21 protein-coding genes are annotated in these 20,863 nt (G+C 35.1%); 8 read left to right on the top strand and 13 right to left on the bottom strand.

From position 1 onward, the window contains the following. Nucleotides 1-46: 46 nt before the first annotated feature. The 6 genes from K6119_RS13120 to K6119_RS13095 form a co-directional block, all read right to left on the bottom strand. On the bottom strand, nucleotides 47-1,045 hold the full coding sequence (locus K6119_RS13120) for a glycosyltransferase family 9 protein (RefSeq protein WP_221832398.1): 999 nt from the start codon (nucleotides 1,043-1,045) through the stop codon (nucleotides 47-49). Continuing rightward, entirely contained in the window at nucleotides 1,035-1,796 is a 762-nt protein-coding gene (locus tag K6119_RS13115; protein WP_221832397.1) for a glycosyltransferase family 2 protein, read from the bottom strand. The genes K6119_RS13120 and K6119_RS13115 overlap by 11 nt, the downstream gene beginning before the upstream one ends. Before the next feature lie 71 nt (nucleotides 1,797-1,867). After that, a complete protein-coding gene (locus K6119_RS13110; protein WP_221832395.1) occupies nucleotides 1,868-3,580 on the bottom strand; it encodes a hypothetical protein in 1,713 nt (570 codons plus the stop codon). Continuing rightward, the gene (locus K6119_RS13105) at nucleotides 3,577-4,266 is read right to left on the bottom strand and encodes a hypothetical protein (RefSeq protein ID WP_221832393.1); all 690 of its coding nucleotides are present in this window, start codon (nucleotides 4,264-4,266) and stop codon (nucleotides 3,577-3,579) included. Before K6119_RS13105 ends, K6119_RS13110 begins: the two co-directional genes overlap by 4 nt. Nucleotides 4,267-4,269: 3 nt before the next feature. Beyond that, complete coding sequence (locus K6119_RS13100) at nucleotides 4,270-6,060, bottom strand: DUF349 domain-containing protein (RefSeq protein WP_221832391.1); 1,791 nt, start codon at nucleotides 6,058-6,060, stop codon at nucleotides 4,270-4,272. Nucleotides 6,061-6,071: 11 nt separating this feature from the next. Continuing rightward, nucleotides 6,072-6,998: a PfkB family carbohydrate kinase gene (locus K6119_RS13095; protein ID WP_221832388.1), complete on the bottom strand. Its 927-nt coding sequence runs from the start codon at nucleotides 6,996-6,998 to the stop codon at nucleotides 6,072-6,074. 86 nt (nucleotides 6,999-7,084) lie between these two features. On the opposite strand from K6119_RS13095, the gene K6119_RS13090 reads away from it, so the two are divergent. Next, the gene (locus K6119_RS13090; RefSeq protein WP_221832386.1) at nucleotides 7,085-7,624 is read left to right on the top strand and encodes a GNAT family N-acetyltransferase; all 540 of its coding nucleotides are present in this window, start codon (nucleotides 7,085-7,087) and stop codon (nucleotides 7,622-7,624) included. On the opposite strand, the gene K6119_RS13085 is transcribed toward K6119_RS13090, so the two are convergent. Continuing rightward, nucleotides 7,621-8,412: a hypothetical protein gene (locus K6119_RS13085; protein WP_221832384.1), complete on the bottom strand. Its 792-nt coding sequence runs from the start codon at nucleotides 8,410-8,412 to the stop codon at nucleotides 7,621-7,623. The genes K6119_RS13090 and K6119_RS13085 overlap by 4 nt on opposite strands. Then, nucleotides 8,409-9,209: a hypothetical protein gene (locus tag K6119_RS13080; RefSeq protein WP_221832383.1), complete on the bottom strand. Its 801-nt coding sequence runs from the start codon at nucleotides 9,207-9,209 to the stop codon at nucleotides 8,409-8,411. Before K6119_RS13080 ends, K6119_RS13085 begins: the two co-directional genes overlap by 4 nt. A gap of 208 nt (nucleotides 9,210-9,417) precedes the next feature. Here K6119_RS13080 and K6119_RS13075 point away from each other — a divergent pair, with 208 nt between their 5' ends. The 7 genes from K6119_RS13075 to K6119_RS13045 all read left to right on the top strand — a co-directional run bounded on the left by K6119_RS13075 (nucleotide 9,418) and on the right by K6119_RS13045 (nucleotide 14,438). Beyond that, nucleotides 9,418-9,774, top strand: a complete 357-nt coding sequence (locus K6119_RS13075) for an MmcQ/YjbR family DNA-binding protein (RefSeq protein WP_221832381.1) — start codon at nucleotides 9,418-9,420, stop codon at nucleotides 9,772-9,774. Then, nucleotides 9,774-10,232: a DUF3592 domain-containing protein gene (locus tag K6119_RS13070; RefSeq protein WP_221832379.1), complete on the top strand. Its 459-nt coding sequence runs from the start codon at nucleotides 9,774-9,776 to the stop codon at nucleotides 10,230-10,232. Before K6119_RS13075 ends, K6119_RS13070 begins: the two co-directional genes overlap by 1 nt. Next, nucleotides 10,232-10,600, top strand: a complete 369-nt coding sequence (locus K6119_RS13065; RefSeq protein ID WP_221832377.1) for an RNA-binding S4 domain-containing protein — start codon at nucleotides 10,232-10,234, stop codon at nucleotides 10,598-10,600. Before K6119_RS13070 ends, K6119_RS13065 begins: the two co-directional genes overlap by 1 nt. Nucleotides 10,601-10,637: 37 nt before the next feature. Then, complete coding sequence (locus tag K6119_RS13060) at nucleotides 10,638-11,450, top strand: hypothetical protein (RefSeq protein ID WP_221832375.1); 813 nt, start codon at nucleotides 10,638-10,640, stop codon at nucleotides 11,448-11,450. Between the two features lie 24 nt (nucleotides 11,451-11,474). Then, on the top strand, nucleotides 11,475-13,079 hold the full coding sequence (locus tag K6119_RS13055; protein WP_255714158.1) for a sulfatase-like hydrolase/transferase: 1,605 nt from the start codon (nucleotides 11,475-11,477) through the stop codon (nucleotides 13,077-13,079). Then, nucleotides 13,080-13,595, top strand: a complete 516-nt coding sequence (locus tag K6119_RS13050) for a hypothetical protein (protein WP_221832371.1) — start codon at nucleotides 13,080-13,082, stop codon at nucleotides 13,593-13,595. Nucleotides 13,596-13,676: 81 nt separating this feature from the next. Then, nucleotides 13,677-14,438, top strand: coding sequence for a DUF2490 domain-containing protein (locus K6119_RS13045; protein WP_221832369.1), 762 nt, complete (start codon nucleotides 13,677-13,679; stop codon nucleotides 14,436-14,438). A gap of 4 nt (nucleotides 14,439-14,442) precedes the next feature. Here the strand turns inward: K6119_RS13045 and K6119_RS13040 are convergent, their stop codons facing one another. The 5 genes from K6119_RS13040 to K6119_RS13020 all read right to left on the bottom strand — a co-directional run bounded on the left by K6119_RS13040 (nucleotide 14,443) and on the right by K6119_RS13020 (nucleotide 20,779). Then, complete coding sequence (locus K6119_RS13040; protein WP_221832368.1) at nucleotides 14,443-16,173, bottom strand: SUMF1/EgtB/PvdO family nonheme iron enzyme; 1,731 nt, start codon at nucleotides 16,171-16,173, stop codon at nucleotides 14,443-14,445. Between the two features lie 33 nt (nucleotides 16,174-16,206). After that, on the bottom strand, nucleotides 16,207-18,114 hold the full coding sequence (locus tag K6119_RS13035) for a YgiQ family radical SAM protein (protein ID WP_221832367.1): 1,908 nt from the start codon (nucleotides 18,112-18,114) through the stop codon (nucleotides 16,207-16,209). Between the two features lie 169 nt (nucleotides 18,115-18,283). Further along, nucleotides 18,284-19,033 carry a carboxypeptidase-like regulatory domain-containing protein gene (locus K6119_RS13030; RefSeq protein ID WP_221832366.1) on the bottom strand — a complete coding sequence of 250 codons (750 nt, stop codon included), beginning with the start codon at nucleotides 19,031-19,033 and terminating at the stop codon, nucleotides 18,284-18,286. 5 nt (nucleotides 19,034-19,038) lie between these two features. After that, nucleotides 19,039-19,734: a hypothetical protein gene (locus tag K6119_RS13025; RefSeq protein ID WP_221832365.1), complete on the bottom strand. Its 696-nt coding sequence runs from the start codon at nucleotides 19,732-19,734 to the stop codon at nucleotides 19,039-19,041. A 19-nt stretch (nucleotides 19,735-19,753) separates the two neighbouring features. Further along, nucleotides 19,754-20,779, bottom strand: coding sequence for a hypothetical protein (locus K6119_RS13020; protein WP_221832364.1), 1,026 nt, complete (start codon nucleotides 20,777-20,779; stop codon nucleotides 19,754-19,756). Between the last annotated feature and the right edge of the window lie 84 nt (nucleotides 20,780-20,863).

Raw genomic sequence — 20,863 nt, 5'->3', positions numbered from 1 at the left:
TTCATTTCAAAAGTTGATGAGTCCCGATATTCCAATCGGGACTTATCTATTTTTTAAAACCCGCATTAAGAGCTTTCTCTACTACACGGATATCTATTTCTAAAGGTTGGGTTGGTTTATTATTTTTTTCAGAAACAATTATAGTAACCTCATTTCCAATAGGTTGCCAACGTCCCGGATGAATAGGTCTCATGTCTGTATATAATCCTATAGCATGAACACCACAAGCCGCAGAAATATGAAGAGGCCCGGTACTTGCAGCCACCAAATGATCCACATGAGAAATAAATGCAACTAACTCTTCTAGAGACATTTGACCTGATAGATCTACAATATTATCTTGTTTCGGAATTAAATGGCTGAACTCCTCCGATTCATTTTTTGTGCCTGTAAAAAATATTTGAAATTTATCTGCATCCAGCTGAGTAGCTAATGACATATATTGTTCTAATGGCCATTCTCTTGCACTTCCCTGTGATTTTGGGTGAAAAATAACCTTCTGCTTGTCTAGGTTCAATAAATCCTTAAAATGCTTTGGTAAATCAGGAATCTTTGTAAATCCTAAAAAAGAAGCTAACTCTTTTAAACTGTACTCTTTTTTAATCCCTAATGGTTCTAGCAACTTAGTGTTTAATTGTGCCTCATGTAAATCAGATCTCTTTCTGGTGAAATTGACCCTCTTATTACATGTTAAAATATGATATGACCTGTGTGATGTTCCAATTCTAATAGGAACTTCTGCTTTTTTTGCTAATCTGGCCAATTCTTTTCTTGGAAAAACATGGATGAAACAATCAACATTATGAGCTACCAACCATTTAATCTGATCATTATAAGACCATCTTTCAATCACATCCCATTCCCAGATTTCATCTACATATTCACTGCAAGCCACAATTGATCTCGTATATGATTTGATCAACATTACAATCGTTGCTTCTGGGTACTTTTTTTTAAGAATTCCGGCTAAAGGAAGGGTTAAAACGACATCACCAATACTATCGGTTCTGCTGATCACAATTTTTTGCAGTTGCTTAGTTGCCATTTTCCTTATTCAATCTAATGAGTTCTTTATATTTCAAAATGTTAGAAGCGGCCGAAATTTGGGCAATTTTAAACCCTTTCCAACCATCCAAAATTCCCAGCTTCAAAATGTACATGGTTACAAATCTACCGAAGGCAGAAATATAAGGTTTCATCAGACCTACTTTTTTTCCGGAAGCATGCAATTTTTGCGCTGTTAAAATTGAGTACTTATCTGCTCTGCTTCTATGTTCAGTATAAGTGTAATACGAATAATGTAACAGATGTCCCTTCAATTTGTTCTCAACTAAGTTTTCTGTAAAATTCAATTCTTCATGCACAAACTCGCCTTCCCAACTGGTTTTACTTTTTGGAAAAATTCGAATCTTAAAATCCGGATACCAACTTGAGTGTTTAATCCAACTACCGCAATAATTGGTTAATCTGTTCATTATATATACCCCTTTGAAACCTCTTTCTTTAGCCTCTAAAACGGCTTGTTGCAAAGTTTCATCTAAGGCTTCATCAGCATCCAGAGAAAGAATCCATTCGTGAGTTGATAAGCTATTTGCCAGGTTTTTTGTTTTAGCGTAACCATGCCATTGCTCCTGAACAAATCTCACTCCTTTATCCTTACATATTTCGGCTGTTTTATCAGTGGAGAAACTGTCTAACACAATAATTTCATCTGCCACTTTCATAACAGAATCTATGGCACGTCCAATATTGCGTTCCTCGTTTAAGGTGATAATTACAACAGATAACTGATCCACAAAACAAAATTATAGAATCATTTTAACGGAAGATGCATCAACTTATTAAGTTATAAGCAAAAAACTGTTGGCTAATAATACTCGTCAGAAAAATACTTTTTGATTGAAATGTTTTTGAATGTGGCGGATTCAGTAGTATAAGCATTCCAATAATAGATAATCACCTCAGATTTGTACTCCTCTAAAGGCTCAAATAACAGTTCCATGTACACCCACTTATCTTGCTGAACAAATTCTGAGAAGTAAAATGGAACAGGTATCTCTTCATTATTTAAATTTTTAAAAGTGATGATTCCTCTTGTCTCCATTATTTCATCTGCCGTTAACATCTCAAATGAAAAAATCAATTTATGCCCAACTTTAATTTCACCAATGTTTCCTTTTAAACTTTCCGAAAAAGGCATCTCTGCATTTACCTTTAATTCCTCATTGAAACTTAACTCATCCTCGCTTTTAATCCAATGCTCTTTTGGATATACCCTGGCTCGCTTTTCAAATACTAAAAAATTGTCCCAATACTGTTCTTTGGTGGCAGAACCAAACTGGATAATTCCTTGTTTGATTTGCCAGGCTTGCGCTACATTTAGAAAGATCAACAATGCCGAAAGGCTTAAAAAAGCATACTTCATCCATTTGACATCTGCAATTTTAGTAAGGATTGTGGCCAACAAAAAAGCAAGTAGCACATAATGATCTATCATCACTCTTTGCGACATTCCGGCTCCATAATACCAACACCACCAGGAACTGAAAATATAGATGCTCACCAAATAAAATCCTACCATTAACCCTGCTTTTTTTGGATCTGTTTTGAAGATTAATCCCAATCCAATTAAAATGACAATTAGGGCAAAAGGCGTATAGGTAAACCAACCTTTAGTATAAGAGAAAATGAAATCCAAATAAAATGGATTGCTGAAATCAAATCCTTCTTCTCCATAAGAGTAAACAATCCAATGTCCTGTTTGAATTTTCCAGAGAACAAAAGGAATTAACAAAATGGGCAAAACAAAAAGTGTGATTTTCCACCATTTTTTGCTAAAAACCGACCGAAAAACGTCTAAATAGAAGCTTTTTTGATTAAAAAAGATCAATATTAAGCCGAAAACCAAAATATTGGTTGGTCTGGTAATTCCAATTAAGGCTAGCAACACTAAAGCGATAATTAACCACTTCATTTGTTTCTGCTCCTTCCAAATAGCAATGGATAAGAGCATTCCATTAATCATGAAAAAATTGTGAATGTGTGTTACCGATTGATCGAAAACTGTGTAAAAGAACAAATTTGTGCTAATTCCAATCAAAATTGTAGTAAAAAGTGCAATTTTTGGCTCAAAATTGAGTTTTTCGAGGAATTTTTTAAGAAAAATGAGTCCAAATAGAAAATAAAACCAATGCCCAATATCAAACCAAAATTGATAAATAGTAGAGTAGCCATCCGCCTCTAATCCAAAAGTAATAGCTGAGAGATGCGCTAATAGAAAAAATGGTGTGTAAAGCACCGCAACCCCTGGAAATGTCTTGTTTACCTTTTCTCCATCAACATCTTTTACAAAGTCTTTTAATTGACCCGGAGCATAATATTGAGATGCATGTTCCTGAACAAAATTATAGTCAAAATCCTGGTAAATAAAAATCGCCGGTAGATAAGCATAGTAAGCTTGTGCATCACCTACAATTGGACGTTCATAATTGCTTCTGATATCTTTTGAAAACCAATGAAAAGTGAATAAAGCGGCAACAAAAGAAATGAGTATCCAATGATTTTTGATAAACGCTATCATTTCCAGTTTCTTAATGCGTCATCAAAATAGATATTTTTTGCTTCTAATTGGTTTATAAGTGCATCTCTAAATGCAATACGATCTGCTTGTTTTAATACGGTAGCCGGAAAAAACAATACCATATCATCTTTATAAGTTAAGCTAAACAAGTCTTTTTGATGTAGCTCTACCCTTCTTAATCCCTCATAAAAATACATGTTCATTTCACGATCAAAAAAGGCAATAACTTTGCTATTTATTCCTACTCTGAAAGCATCTCCACCTTTCATCATTTTGAATAAATAAACAACGGATTCTAACAACAATAATGGAATTACGATAAGTATAACCAGCATTAAATCAGGCTCAATAAAATACAATCGTAAAAACAATAAGGTAAAACCTATCATGAATAAAATTTCCAATGATGTAAACATGATACCGCGTTTCATTCTGCTTTCAGAAATTTCGGACACAAAATCAAACTGAGAAAATTTCTTCATGTCAGAGATTCCCTGCCATCTTCTTTTAACACGAATCAATCCAACAAAAAACAACAAAAGAGCCAGTGCTGCAAGCGTTTCTCTTTTATAAGGCATTGCTTTTAAATGAAAATTTGAAATAGCCAGGTCAAAGATGATGACCATACTCATTAAAGTAAAAACCGCTAAAATGATGACAGAGAAAACGTTAATTGCTTTATTCATTTTCTATTCTTCTTCGTTTGAAGGATCATTATTCACTTCTTCAGCTACCGTTTCCTCATCTTCGTCTTCAAATATTTCGTTCTCTACTTGTCTAAGTATTGACAATTGAGATTTAAGACCTTCAATTTCTTGTTTGGTATTTTCAATACTTCCCAAAGCAGATTTAAGCAAAGGATTACTTTCATCAGCATTAGCAAAGAATGACATATTGGTTTCTAACTTGGTAAGATCTTCGTTTAATCTTCCAATTTTCTTGCGGATAAATGCTCTTTCTCTGTCAATCATTGATTCAGGATCATCTGAATTTTTGATTGCTTCGATTTTAGATTCAAACAACATTCTTTGTTGATCTTCCTGGTCAATGTCTGTTTTTTCAAACTTAGCATTGATGGCGTCTCGATAAGCTTTTTGAACGCGATTTCTATCTTTTTTAGAAACACTTCCTATTTGACCAAATCTTTGAGCGAAATCCTGTAATGCAGTTTTGTTTTTCTCATCATCCTTCACTACTTTGTACGCTTCAATTTCTTTGATCACTTTTTCTTTGGCGTCCAAATTGTCTTTAAAAGCTTTATCTGTATCAGCAAAATGCTTGTCTTTAGCATCAAAGAATTCATCTATTTGAGCTCTAAACTCTTTCCAAAGTTTGTTCTCATATTTAGGACCGGCAGAACCGGCGTCTTTCCACTTTTTCTGAATCTGAACAATTTGCTTGGTTGTGGAACCCCAATCTGTTGAAGTTTTAATTGATTCAACTTCTTTGATCAGTTTTTCCTTGATGTCTTTTACATCTTCAAATTGATCGTTTCTTCCTCCGTAAAACTCTTTTTTACGCGCAAAGAATTCATTGCAAATCTTTCTGAATTCTTTCCAAACAGCATTGTTTTCCTCTTTAGGTCCGTATCCTACAGATTTCCATTCTTCTTGTAGGCCAATTACAATATCTGTTTGTTTTTTCCAGCCTTTATGAGATGAGATTTCTCTTTCTAAAACCTGTTGCGCTTTTTGGATAATCTCTTTTTTCTTCTCAATATTTTCAGCACGCTCTTCTCTTCTTTCTTTATAAAACTGATGAATCTTTTGGTAAACAGCATTTACTGTATCCCAATACTCATTCTTTATTTTTTCCCAGTCCTCTTGATGCGTACCACCTATATTGTTCCATTCATCTTGAAGTGTGTGAAGTTTTTCTTCCACCTCCTTGATGATCTTAATATCTAATAAAGCCTTCAACTTATCAAGTAAATCTTTCTTCAACGATAAGTTGCGATTCAGATCGTGATCCTTGATGTCTTTATAGATATTGATATTGTATTTGAAGCTCTCAACCAGGTTAGAAAATTCTCTTTGCAATTCCTGTCTTTTCTCTCTGGCAACAGTTCCAGCTTCTTTCCAACTATCTTGAATATCGCGGAAACGTGAAATGGCACGACCGATATTTTCTTCGTTTTGAATCAAATCTGTTAAAGCAGCAATTAGCGCCTTTTTCTTCTCGTAATTAGACTTTTCGCTTTCACGAATTTCGTTTACTTCAACTTTCTTTTTGTCTTTGTAAAGAGAAGTCAATCTTTTGAATTCTTCCAGCTGCTCAAAGATTGGTTTTTCGATATTCTCAGGTTTCTCACCTGCTTCAATTCGTTCCAATTTTTGAACTTCCCAAGCGTGCTCTTCTTCTCGTTGAAGCCTATCAAACTCGCTTACCAACTGGTTAAATTCTTCTAAATCGTCTAGCACTTTTTCTTTGTGTGCCAGTGCATCTAATTGTTCTATTATTTCTGCTTTAGTCTCTGCCATTATTTGAGCAATTACATCACCTGCTCCATATCAAAGTTCACAAGGTTGACAAATTCCATAATTCTATTATAAATCTCGTCTTGAGAAAGATTCATCAATCTCTCTGTTCCAAATTTTTCAACACAAAAAGAAGCCATAGCCGATCCTGCAATTACTGCACTTTTCATATTGTCAAATGAAATATCGCCAGTTCTTGCTAAATATCCAATAAATCCGCCTGCAAATGTGTCACCTGCTCCTGTTGGATCAAATACTTCTTCAAGCGGTAATGCTGGTGCGTAAAAGATTTTTTCACCTTCAAACAACAACGCTCCATGCTCACCTTTTTTAATGATCAGGTATTTAGGACCCATTGCCATAATCACTTTAGCTGCTCTAACCAACGAGTATTCTTTACTCATTTGTCTGGCTTCTTCATCATTGATGATCAATACATCAACTAACTTCAAAGTTTCCATTAAGTCATCCCAAGCAATATCCATCCAGAAATTCATGGTATCCATTGCAATCAACTTAGGTCTGTTTTGTAATCTTTCAATAACAGATTTTTGAACTGCAGGAGCCAGGTTGCCTAACATCAAGAAGTCAGATCCCTGATAGCTATCCGGAACAATTGGGTCAAAGTTTTCCAATACGTTTAATTCAGTTACAAGCGTATCTCTTGAATTCATATCATTGTGATATTTACCCGACCAGAAGAAAGTTTTTTCTCCTTGTTTGATTTGAATTCCTTCAATATCTACTCCTCTGCTTTTAAGATCTGCCAAAGTTTCATTTGGAAAATCGTCTCCAACAACAGAAATGATTTTTTGATCATTTGTAAAATATGATGATGAAAGCGCGATATACGTTCCGGCTCCCCCAATAATCTTGTCTGTTTTACCAAAAGGTGTTTCAATGGCATCAAACGCCACACTTCCTACTGTAATTAAACTCATTTTTCTACTTTAATATTCTTTGCAAATATAGGGTTTTGAAGTAAGCTTACGGCCTTTTTTATAGCTTTAGGAAAAATATGTGTCAGATGCAGATTGATTTTGAAAGCGAGCGATTTATAATGCGCCGAATAACGGAAGATGACGTTCAGGATTTTTTTGAACTTGATTCAGACCCGGAAGTTCATAAATACCTAGGAAACGAACCTGTTAGTAGTTTACATCAATCTGCCAAAATGATCAATGATGTGTTAGCTCAATACGAGAAATTTGGAATAGGCAGATCAGCTATTATTGACCGTGAGACAAATGATTTTATTGGATGGGGAGGAATAAAATACGAGACTTTACCATTTAACAAGATGAACGGTTATCACGACATTGGATATCGTTTAAAGCAAAAATATTGGGGAAATGGTATAGCTACAGAAGTATCCATTGCTGCATTGAAATACGGATTTGAAGAGTTGAAACTTGAGCGGATTTGTGGAGGTGCAGAAGTGGGAAATATTGCTTCCAACAAAATTCTAGAGAAAATTGGATTAACTTTTATCAATCAATTTTACATTGACGATTTACTTCACAATTGGTTTGAGATTGGGGCTGAGGAATGGGAGAAAATAAACTAATCCAATAAAAATTCAATTTCAAATGGTTTCCAGGTCATTTCTCCAGCTTGGACATATCCATACTCACCGTTTATTACATGTCTGCCAGATTTGTCAGGTAGTTTGATATAAAATCCTGTATTGATTTCTTTTCCATGGAATTTAATTGGTGTTTTTTGGCTTAAATCATAAACTCCGTATGCACTAGTGATATAGGCTTCTGAATGTTGTTTATAGATTTGAGTATGTTCAGCAATAATAGCATGTAAAGGACCTGAAGTAGGCCAAACTACATAAACACGGTCATTTAAAAATGACTTAAAGTCTCTTTTCAATTTGTCCAATAATATATTCGAGGCAGTATTTGAAATATTGTGTTTGAAATAATAGTCAAACTCTACATTAAAATTACTGATAAAAGAAGTGTCTTTTGGATTTGCAGAATTGAGGTTTAATGGGCTGGTTTTAACAGTGTAAGTGCTTTTGCCTTGAACATAGTTTCCAAGAATCAAGATTAAACTATCAGCTAGCTCTTTTTTCTCTTGGAAAGAAACCTGTTTTGCTTTTTCAAAATACACCTCACCTAATTCCATTTTAATTAGAATTTTTTCCAGTGGGGCTGATCTTTCAGTCATTTGAAGTAAGTTCAATTTTGTATAAATCTGCTCATTCAACTCATCATCTAATTCCATTGATTCTTTTGAATACTCTTGAAGTAGAAAAGCTTCATATTCCCTATTGTTGAACGGTTCATTATTACATGAAGTCAATATTATAGTTAGCAATATGAAGAGCGATAAATACTTCATTCAATTACCTCGTAATTATATACCAGACTATCTTTAATCATATCATCTTGAATGTGCCAAACGATTACTTGATGTGATCCAATTTCACTTGTTGGTATTTTAATCTGATCTCCATATGTTCTTTCCAACAAACTTTTCCCGTCCACTTCTACAAGTATTTTTGGACGTGATTCCTTGAAAATAACCATTGGCGATATTTCAATATAAATGGATTCTCCCATTGGATATCTGCAGACTGATATATTAGTTTTATAAGACATTTCATGCTCAAAATTCAACTTTGGCCTATCAATTTCATTCTTCAATTGTTTGAGAATTTTTCTTTCCACCAATACTTGTGTGGCAATTGCATCAGCATTTAGTTCAAACGCCTCAATTAAAGTTGGTTTATCCGGGAATTTATTTGCCATTGATTTGAAGTGACTTTCTATAGTGTCAATTGCACTAAAAATAGAATCATAAACAGATTCAAATTCTTGGGTAAAAGAACGCGTGAATACCATTTGTTCTTTTTGTCTTTTTTGAAAAATTTGCTCAGCTTTGTCAATAAAATTGAAAGTTTTATTAATAACAAACTCACCTTCATATTCAACACTTTGTTCTAAATTTTCAATAGCTGATACTTTTAAAGTGTTAATCTCTAACTGAGGTTCTATTTTATTAGTAATTAAAGCATCATTGAGTTTTATTCTAAACCAATTTCTAGTGTCTTTGGATAACTCATACAATTCTGATTCAATTTCAAGCTTGGGAGGCTTTCTACCTGAAGATAAAGCTGCAATTTTTAGTCGGTCCATTTGACTGTAAATAAGATTATTCTCCTCAATAAAAATGGAATTTATCCTATTCACAGCTTCATTTTCATATGCCCGCTGGAGCAATTCTTCATTACTATGACTTGAGCACGAAAAAAGAAAAATGGAGACTATAAAAAACACTCTATTCACAAGCTATAAATGGGTTATTTGTATGAAAGTAACAATTTGATTCCTAATTTTACGATAGATGAACATAGAAGAATTCAGAGAATATTGTTTACAAAAGAAGGGCATCACTGAAGAAACTCCTTTTGGACCGGATGTGCTTGTGTTTAAAGTAATGGGTAAGATGTTTGCCTTGTGCGGTATTGAGGATTTCACCTATATCAACTTAAAATGCGATCCGGATAGGGCCATTGAATTAAGAGAGCAATACAATGCCATTAAGCCGGGTTATCACATGAATAAACAATTGTGGAATTCTGTCTACGTAAATGATGATGTAGCTGATCAAATGGTTTATGAACTTACGGATCATTCATATGATTTGATTGTGGCTTCGCTTACCAAAAAATTACAGAAAGAGTTGGAGGGAATGAATTGATGAACAAGATTGCTTACTACCTCATACCTCTATCAGTTTTCGCAATTGGTTTTTACTTTTTTGCCTGGCCATTAATTAATTCGGCTCAATTATATACCAAAGGAATAACAATTCAATCTGAATGTATTGCCGTTGAATACAAACTGGAAGATGATATGTTTCCTACTGATGAATCAAGTGATCCAGCTTTAAATGTTCATAGAGAAAGTGAGCAATCATATCCCACTTTGCAGTTTAATCTAGATGATGCAAAATATGTAGTTAAAATGAACGAACCTGCAGTAAAAAATAGTGCACAAATAGCAGTAGGTGATAAAATTGAAATTCTTGTTGATCCAAAAAATCCTGAAAACGTGATTTACAAAAATTTGGGTCAATCAATTGTTATGCCGGCAATTATATTTTCTCTGTTCTTATTGGCTACCTTTTTTATCAGTCGTTATATTTATAAAATGTAATGGCAAGAATTGATAAATATCTGTGGGCCGTAAGGCTTTATAAGACAAGGAGTTTGGCTGCAACTGATGTCAAAAATGGCAAAGTAATGGTGAATGGTGAAGAAGTGAAAGCTGCCAAAGAATTGAAGATAGGGGATCATCTGTCTATTAAAAAAAATACAGCCATTTTTGAGTATGAAGTTGTCGATTTATTGGAGAAAAGGGTTGGTGCAAAATTGGTGGAACAATATTTAAGAGATATCACGCCTGAAGAAGAAATTGAGAAATACAAACAGTATCAAGAAGCTCAAAGAGACTACCGCCAATTGGGATATGGCAAACCCACCAAAAAAGACAGACGCAACATTCGTAAGTTTTTAGATGATTGATACTTAAAAAGTATATTTTTATCCAAAATTCGAAACAATGAAAAAACTGGCCTTTCTTTTTATTCCGGCAATTATAATTGCATGTGGTGGAGAATCAAATGAACATGATTCAGATAACACCGATACCATTACTGACACTACTTCCACAGATACATTATCTTTTGAAGATACTTTGACAATTGAAGTTGATCCAAATAGACCAGTTATTGATGTAGAAAAGTTGTTAGCTAAGGCTAAAAAAACGTACGAATTACCCTTGGTTATTGATTCTGCTTTTGTGTCTCAATTTACCGAAGAAGAAGTGCCGGATAAATATAACTTAACGAGAAAAGAAGCTCAGTTTTTGTCTTTTGATATGTTAGCAAATAACTCTACTGAAATGGCTTCTTATGACATTGATAACTTCATCAAAATTGACTCAATCAAAAAAGAGGGAGATTGGGACGAATATCAATCCACATTAGATCTTGGAATGACTAGATATTCGGTAGCTAACGTCATTGGTAAAGTTGAATTGAGCGATATATCACAATTACTATTGTGGACGACTGATTATGCAACTTATGAAGCTTGTCCTTATGGTTACGGAACTTGTGTTTTTGCCACTTTATTTACTAAAAACACTGCTATTAACACGGCTCTAGTTGGTGAATACTCGGGCGGAGGTGATCCACCTGTTTGGGGAGTTACTAAAATAGAAGGTGAAATTACTGCAGATAAAATCACTCTGACTGGCCTTACTCAATTCGGAGATGAAGATTATGAGACTGGAGAAGAGACAATAGAAACTACCGATATCAAAGCTGAAGTTAATATTACTCCTACAGAATTGTCAGCAGGAGAAGAATAGACTTTTCAAAATTTTATTGGGAGCATGAGGCAGAAGCTGATCTATATATTGAGCTGTTTAGCACTGATTGGGTGTTCTGTTTCTAGTACAAGTAAAATCTGGAAAATTGAATGGGATCAACAAAAGTTGGCCCAGAAACAACTTTTTCTGGATCAAAATTCCAAAGTCAAAAACGAAAATAACCGGCCCAATGTCATCCTTATTATGGCGGATGATTTAGGAAAATACGAAGTTTCAGCTTACGGAGCCGAGCATATTTCAACACCCAATATTGACCAAATTGGAGAGGAAGGTGTGCTATTTAATGATGCTTACGTAACTGCTCCTATTTGTGCTCCTTCAAGGGCTGCAATATTAACCGGTCAATACCAACAGAGATATGGTTTTGAAACCCAACCAATGGATTTTTATCCTTCCAATTTTATTGAATACAACCGTGGTAAAAAGGCTAAATTTTTAGGTGATTGGAAATTAGTTACTCCTCCATCATACCCTCGTGAATGGGAAATTGCCAAACAAGGAATCCCACAAACTGAAATCAACCTGGCTGAAGTAATGAGTGCTTCTGGGTACCACACCGGCATCATTGGTAAATGGCATTTGGGACAAGGAAAAGAGCAAGTACCAAACAAAAGAGGCTTCACTTACCAATATGGTTTTTACGGTGCTTTCTCTTTATATACTCCTAGTCAAAAAACGCCGGGATATCAAAGCTACATTCAGGATGACATGAGTGCAGAACATCAGTGGAACATGAAAAGGCATGAAACTGCCGCCATTAGAGAAAATGGAAAAGTTGTGAAAGAAGAAGACTATTTGACTTTTGCTATAAGAGATAAAGCTATTGATTTTTTAGAAGAAAATAAAGACACCAACTTTTTTCTTTATGTCCCTTTCAATGCGCCACATGTTCCCTTTCAAGCACCACAGGCCTATTTTGATCAATTTTCACATGTTAAGGACACCAATAAAAGAGTATATCTGGCCATGATTAAAGCATTGGATGATGCCATTGGAGACATCCACAACAAGATTAAAAATCTGGGGCTAGAAGAAAACACCATTATTTATTTTATCTCAGATAATGGAGGAGCTTCTTACACCGGCGCAACAGATAACGGACCCCTTAAAGGAGGGAAAATCACTCATTTTGAAGGGGGAATTAATGTGCCTTTTATGATGAAATGGAAAGGAAAAATTCCGGCCGGAACCAAGTTTGTACATCCGGTTTCCGGAATGGATATCTTCACCACAACAATTAAAAACTGTCATGTAAATTGGCCGGAAAATAGGCCTTTAGATGGTGTAGATTTAATTCCATTTATATTGGGAACTGACAAAACTAAGCCCCACGAAGTACTTTATTGGAGAACAGACCACATTCAAGCCATTCAATCTGAAAAATGGAAATTGATTTTAAGTACGCGCGATAATTGGATGCATTTGTATGATTTGGAAAACGATATTTCAGAAAGATTTGATTTAAAAAGTACACAACCACAACGTTTAGAAAAACTGCAATCATTATTTGAAGAATGGAACAAAGAATTACCTATTAAACCTCTTTGGCCTAGATTAATGGACAGAAAATTCGATATTGATAGTGCCAGCTACTATTTTCCTGCATAAATGAGGTTTTTAGTTGCCATATTATTCCTTACTGCCGGAGCCTTAAGTTGGAGCCAAAGACCGGATTTAAGCATTGGCTTGAATGGATCAAACCGATTTTTGAGCAACAAACAATTGAACTCAACATTCTTATCTCCGGGAGTTAATATGCAAATGGAGGTTTCAAAAAGATCATTGCTCATTGGTTTACAAAATGGATATTGGATTACGTTTGATCAGGCTGATCTCAACAACTATAAAAACCAACATCATGTAAATGTAGATGTTGTCACAGGAGTGATTTTTATTCGAAAACCAAAGTTTAAGTTAGGCCTAAAGCCAATTGTCTCCAATGTATTTTCATTGACCAACCAATCAAGTTTGAACCAACAAAACCTTTTTACCAGATATGCCTTGCAATTTGTGCCCGAATTGAATTTAAAATATAAGTTGGTTGAAGCCGGCCTTACTTATTCTCTACCTTTGGTAGGCACCTCACTTTCAGGTCCTGGAATTAAACTGGGTATTATGATCTAAGCATCTCCAAAACCCCAACGTAACTTAAGTCACAAAATTAGCGAGGTGATTTTTATATTTTGGCGAGATAACAGCTCACCAATGTCAAAATCTCTTGTCAAATACCTATACAGGGTAATTTGCTTAGCCTTTTTATATCTGAGCTATCCTTCTCATGCCCAGCAAAAAACATTCGATACGCAAGTTCATACATGGTGGAGCAACAAAACAATTGTCGAACTGAATAAAAATTGGTCCATCCTCAATGAATTACATTTTCGCCGTTCAAATGTGATTATGGATTGGCAACAATTTATTGTAAGACCATCCATTCACTATTCTACAAAAATGAATCTTAATCCAGGATTGGGATACACCTACGTTTTAAACTTTCCTTATCTGGAAAATTCAAAACCAATTAATGTTCCTGAACACAATGTTTGGCAAGAACTAGTTTGGGTACTTGGCAAAAAGAAGTTTCAATTTTCCCAACGATTGAGAATTGAAGAGAGATTCATTGGGATGCCAACTGAAATAGCAGACAATGAATTTGTTATAACTGATTACAATTTCAGTCAAAGGCTTCGCTATAAATTTGGTGTATCTATACAAATGAAAAAACACGAAAAGCTTTTTCTAAAGACTTTTGACGAAGTGTTTTTTGACTTTGGGAATAATTCATCACCTGCAGGAATTAGCCAAAACCGAGTATATGTTGGAATGAGCTGGAAGTTCATAGATAAATGCAGATTGGCCTTTGGGGTACTGGATCAATTAATTATTAGAAATCCGGGCAATCTTTATGAAAACAACATCACCACAGAGGTGTCTTTAATCTGCAAGATTGGCCACAAAAAAGAATGATGATTTAGTAATTCCAGGTATAATATGTTGGTTTAAGCCTGATGACGTATCTAAATCCAACTGTACTAAATGAGGAGTCAGGATGTTGGAATGTCTTGGCGTGAATTCCGGCAACATTAACACCGTAAACATTTTCATACCTTTCATCAAACCAATTAGATCCCAATATTAACTTTCCTTCCTGATCATTTTGTCTGATTTTTCTGTAATCAATATTTCGTTGATCTTCACAATACTCTACACTAACCAGGCAATTATAATTCAGATAAGCTTCTGCTAATTCCTGATAATTGGATTTAAAATCTTCATCCATCCATTCTGAAACATTGTTAGATAAAAAATCAACATTGTTGATTAGGTGATTTTGATACGCCCTCATCTTCATCAATTCTTCAATTTTATTATACTTGGCGTGTTTCTCAAATCGCTTTAGCAACAGTTTTAACTGTTTTCTACATTTGGGGTCAGTTTCATCACACGGCATCCATACTTTATTGGTGTAGAAGTTATACAAGCTGTCTTTCTTTTCAATCAATTTTGCTCTTTCCTTATTAACGCCCAAATCCAGATCTGTCAAAATGTGATTGTCTTGAATATTGCTGGCCAAATCGTAGGATTTGCCTTCCATCAAAGCCCATTCATATTCGTAAAGACGAGGTAGGCCCAAAGAAGAATACCTGAAAATTTCAGGATGTTCAAGTCTTAACATTTTCTCTTTCCAATCACAAAATGCCAACGCTTGTTCGTATGAAATTCCTACTACCGGATAATTGTCATAAGCCGGATGCCAAAAATACATATTGGTAAATGCGTCATTCCATTCATGCATATATCCTTTCACCCAAACCAATGTGTCTGGGTAAACCGGAATTGAGTGTTCAAGTATATACCTACCTCTATTTTGAGTTAAATCTTTTCCTTTTGATAATTCAATGGTGTAGTACTTGTACTTAAATTGCTTAACATCTATTTCTCTTCTTTTAAACCAGCGTTCATTTGGATCCAAATAAAACTTTCTCAAACTGTCTTTCAAAAAAGGATATTTTTCAATCATTTTTGGCAAATTAATATCTTGCTTGAATGAATAAATTCCTCTTGAAATAAAAGGATCAAAATCCTCGTACTTTGTATCTCCTCCTTCGTCCATAATTCCATACTTCCTCACCTCATCCGGAATGTCAAGCATAGCCAATCTTTCCATTTTAGGAATTGAATCGCACTTATAAATCTCTTCTCTAAACAAAGAATCCCTTACCCAAAAAACAAACTCACGATATTCATAATTAGTTACTTCGTGGCGTTTGATAAAAAAGGGATTGAAATAATCCATCACAAGCTGTTGGTACTTCTCTTTTCTGACACTTTCTGAAACTTGCGCAAATGAATCCAAAAGAGCATATTTAGCAGCAGAATCTGCCCTGCCAATTCCCCAATTAACATACAACAGATCATTGGGGTCAATATGATACCTCAAGCTATTAGCCTGAATATGAGATTTGTTTTCTACCAGGCCTATTGGCTGAATCAGATGAAGTCCTTTTAACTTTTTAAGTTGTTTTTTGTCAAATTCAAGTAGGGAATCGCTTATCTCATAAACTCCTTCAATGGGATGATAATATCTGCAATAATCATTCTTAGCTCCTAATACATCTACATGGATTCCAATAGATTTTTTCTGAGCAAAACTCACCGCACTATAAACTAGTAAAATTGATAAAAGGATTTTGGGTTTCATGGCATCAATATAACCAATCAATTACAAAAAGTTTCACCTTTTCTTTTTGTGCTGCTTTCTCTTTTCTTGCAACCACTTTGGTACTTCTTTTTGCTGACCTTGATGTTGTCCGGCCGTTAATTTATCGTACAATTCCTGATTGCCAGATCCTAATAATTTGTCTTTTACCCACTGTTTGTTCTCCTTTTTATACCAGAAGAAAAAGCGGTGTTGATCTTTCTTTTCTTTTTCTGTTTTAGGAACAAAAGTTGGTTTCAAGGTATATGGATGAACACCTGCATAATAGATCACAGTAGCTACTGTCATTGGCGTTGGGGTAAAGTCCTGTACTTGCTCCAACTTGAATCCCATGTCCTTGGTTTCTGCAGCCAAGTTTGCCATATCCTCTTCTTTACATCCCGGATGTGATGAAATAAAATAAGGAATTAAAGGCTGATTGAGTCCATGTTTTTTCTGAATGCGATCATAAGCTTCTTTGAACTTGTGAAAGTATTTGAAGGATGGTTTACGCATTACGCGTAAAGTATCGTCTGCAGTATGTTCAGGTGCCACTTTTAACCTTCCAGAGATATGATTAGTAATCAATTCTTCCATATACTCCTCAGCATCATCAGCCTGGAGTTGTTTGTTGTAATCATTCACCAATAAATCATATCTGATTCCTGAACCAACAAATGCTTTTTTCACTTTTGGATGCGCGTCAACCTTTTTGTAAATCTCAGTTAAAGGCTTGTGCGTAGTATCTAAATTAGAGCAAATTACCGGATGAATACATGATGGACTTACACACTTTTCACAAATGCTTTCGTCAATCCCTTTCATCTTGTACATATTGGCAGATGGACCTCCAAGATCTGAGATATACCCTTTAAACTCGGGGTGATTTACCACCTCATCTACCTCCTTTAAAATTGATTTTTCGGATCTGCTGGCAATGAATTTTCCTTGATGAGCAGAAATGGTACAAAAACTACATCCCCCAAAACAACCCCTGTGCATATTGATAGAGAATTTAATCATATCATATGCCGGAATCGCTCCTCTTTTGTTGTATTTAGGATGCGGTAATCTTGTATATGGTAAATCAAACGAAGCATCAATTTCTTTCTCGGTCATGGTTGGGTAAGGCGGATTTATTACCAATCTTTTATCTCCAATTTCTTGCGAAATTCTTCGTGCAATAAGCTTGTTAGATTCTACCTCAACCACTTTGAAATTGGCAGCATACTTCAGTTTGTCTTTCAAACAATCTTCATGTGAAGCAATTGCTACATCTTCCCAGTTTTTGTTTTTTGGTATCTCTTCAGATTTAGCTTGCAAAAATGCAGTTTGCGGTGTGGTTCGCAATGAATCAAACGGCACACCTTTTTTAAGCAGTTGTAAGATTTCTCTTAAAGGCTGCTCTCCCATTCCGTACACCAACATATCAGCACCACTGTCTTCTAAAATAGATGGGAAAAGTTTGTCCGCCCAATAATCATAATGAGTAACTCTTCTTAATGAAGCTTCAATTCCCCCAATAACAACCGGTACATCAGGATATAAATCCTTGAGGATTTTGGAATAAACTGTGGTAGCATAATCCGGTCTAAATCCGGCTTCACCTCCAGGAGTATATGAATCAGTAGATCTTTTTCTTTTAGATGCAGTGTAATGATTCACCATAGAATCCATGCATCCTGAAGTAACTCCAAAAAACAGTTTAGGTTTACCAAATTTTTTAAAGTCTCTCAGATCGTCCTGCCAGTTTGGTTGTGGAATGATACCTACTCTTAAACCCTCACTTTGAACGATACGACCAATCACTGCCGGACCAAATGCCGGATGATCAACATAGGCATCACCAGAAACAATAATCACATCTAGCTCTTCCCAGCCGTGATATTGCAATTCTTTTTTGGTGATTGGGAGCCAATCGGTGAGTGATCGTTTATCTTCCATTTACTTGCAAAGGTACATATAGTAAACTGATCAACAATAAACAAAAACAGCCATTGAAATGGTTTCAAAAACGTTAATGCTCACCTTAAAAAAATAGCTCCACCCTGTTTTAAAAACAAGGTGGAACATTTAGTCATTGCTACACTTTAGTGCAGTTAAAAAGAAAGGTTTACAATGCTTTCTCAAAGATTAAGTTCAAAACTGCTGTAGTGTCATATGACATGATGATGTATTGCGTGCTAGCTGATTCATCTTGTAAGTAAAAATTCCATGAAAAACCATCCGGATCTGTATGAATTGTACTATTCAACTTATAGCAAGGTCCAAAGTATTGCATTTCAACTTTGTCTGAAGCAGACTTTACTATATCTATAGGAAGATCCTGTTTTTGAGGCCAACCTGTACAAACTTCATCTCCACCGTCAAAATAAAATGTCATGTCTCTGTTAAATTCAAGAAAATCGTCTTGATAACATGAACCCATTGCATTCCAAAATGAAGTTCCACTGCTGTTTACATAATCAACCAACTTCCATTTTTCACCGGCCAGATACTGATGATAATTTTCATTGAGTGTAACATCAAAGTTTACAATTTCTCCTTTTTCTACTGTGATTTTTGGGACTGTTTCACTACTTGTAGTGCCAATCCAACTAGAATAATCACCTTTTTCTGCCCAAATCCAATAGTTCCCGGAAGTTACTTTTTCAGTGACATTGATTTTTCCGTTTGCATCTGAAGTAAATGTATAAGCAGGTGAATTTTCTGCTAACCATCCCTCATATGAACCAAAAAGCTTTACTTCTACATTTCCAAGTGCTGCTTGATCTTGATCCATTGTGTTTATATCAAACTCGGTTTCTTTTGAACATGACATCATTAACACAGATGCCATCATTATTATATAAGACTTTTTCATTTCTATTATTTTTTCTTTTTCTGTGCTTTATCGTACTTTTTTAATTGTTTCAAGGCAAAATCTTCAATTTTACTTTCGTATCCTTCCTGAAACTTTTGCAGTAAATCATTGATTGGGAAGTTTTCCTTGAAATAGGCGTATTTTTCACAGCCCGTGCTCATCTTTTTTTCAGACATAGCTGTACCAAGTGAAGTTTGTTCAATAAAACTCATTCCGCCATTGTCCTTCATTTCAATAAACATCAATCTGGACGGAATCCACAAAGCATTTTCTATTTCACTTGTAGTTGTACTAGCAGTAGCTTTATAAGATCCTGAAACGGTAATCAATCCAAAAAACTTTTCGCCTGATTTTGCCCAATCATAGATTTTCATGTCATTCATTTCACTCTTTACAGGAATAGTAGACAAATCACCTAAAGCAAGCTCAGTTAATTTTAGCTGCTTGTTTAACAGGTCCACTATTTTTTGTGAATGAGCCTTGTATTCCTCAGTAAACTCTGAAGTTTCTTTGAATTTGCTCGCTACACAAGGTGATGTAGATCCTGTTGCCGAACCCGGGTCATGTGCGATTGGTGCAAATTGAATGTAAACATTTACTTTTCCCTTGTTTTTAATTTGTTCAATTAGGGTTTCTTTTCCTCCGGCCATGGCAGCAAAAACCATGCACATAGCCAAAGCTGTTGTTATAAATTTTTTCATTTTATTGATTTTTTAAAGATTATTGTGCTGTATACTTTTGAAGAATAGTGTTTCCACCTTGATACAATGTGATATCAATTGTATTTCCTGAGCTGTTGCAATTTAATTGTACAGAAGCTGTAGACCATGTGCCTCCATTAACCGTCAGTTGATACTGTATACTGGATATATCGTGACAAGCGTCAATGTAAAAGTTACCTGTACTGTTTGTTTGATTACCAGAGCAATCATCTGCACCAACATCATGCGTCCAGGTTCCATCTAAATGAAAAGTAATTACATCATCTGCATTGCAAGCAGAAACCGGAGTTGTTGCTCCATTTATCCATAAATCAGTAAGGATATACTCCTTGCTAACCAATTCATAAAAAGAATTAGAAGAATTCTGATTAAGTGTAGGATTTACTTTGTCATCAGTTGTTCCGTTATACACGTACAAAGCACTTGAATAAGGAGACTGGTGAATAGATTGCAGATTATTCTGTCCTGAATTGATATCCTGCACATAAATGAAATAAGTTCCATCACCAAGGGTTGTAAAACCTCCTGCCTGATAATAATTTGAACCTACTGTTCCATTAATGTAATTGTCAAGGGCCAGATCTATTGAGTCTACACAATGAACTTTATCAGCATTGTGTAAATCAGTGTCTAGATCATCAACACTCAAATAAGCATAGGCACGAATCTCCATTCCGGAATTGGAGATGTGATTAGCTCCACAATCAAGAGGCTCAACTCTTGCTTCATAAGATCCAACCTGAATTGAATAATTCTGACTTGATTCTTTTTTGCCGTTGTAACCAGTAACGTATAACGAATACAAGCCTTTTGTTTCAAAATCAACATTAATTGAATGACCAGAATATGTTGGACCCCAACTAGACTGCCAATCAACATGTTCGGCATTAATTCCACACCAGGTATATGTATAAGTACCAGGCAATTCTGGGTTCATGTCGCCATCAACACAAACCTCCACTTTTTTTGAACATGAGCCAAATATCAGACCCATGAGCGCAATTGTAAAAATTGACTTTTTCATTTTTCTTTCTTTTTAGTGACTAACCGACTCATAAATATGAATCAGGTCAAAGGTCTGTATGTTGTTTTGAAGGACTTTCTACTA

Source organism: Paracrocinitomix mangrovi, from assembly GCF_019740355.2.
In the GTDB taxonomy this organism is placed as follows: Bacteria; Bacteroidota; Bacteroidia; order Flavobacteriales_D; family Crocinitomicaceae; genus Paracrocinitomix; species Paracrocinitomix mangrovi.
Note: the sequence above shows the minus strand (reverse complement) of the source record. Positions and strands in the feature narration are given on the sequence as shown.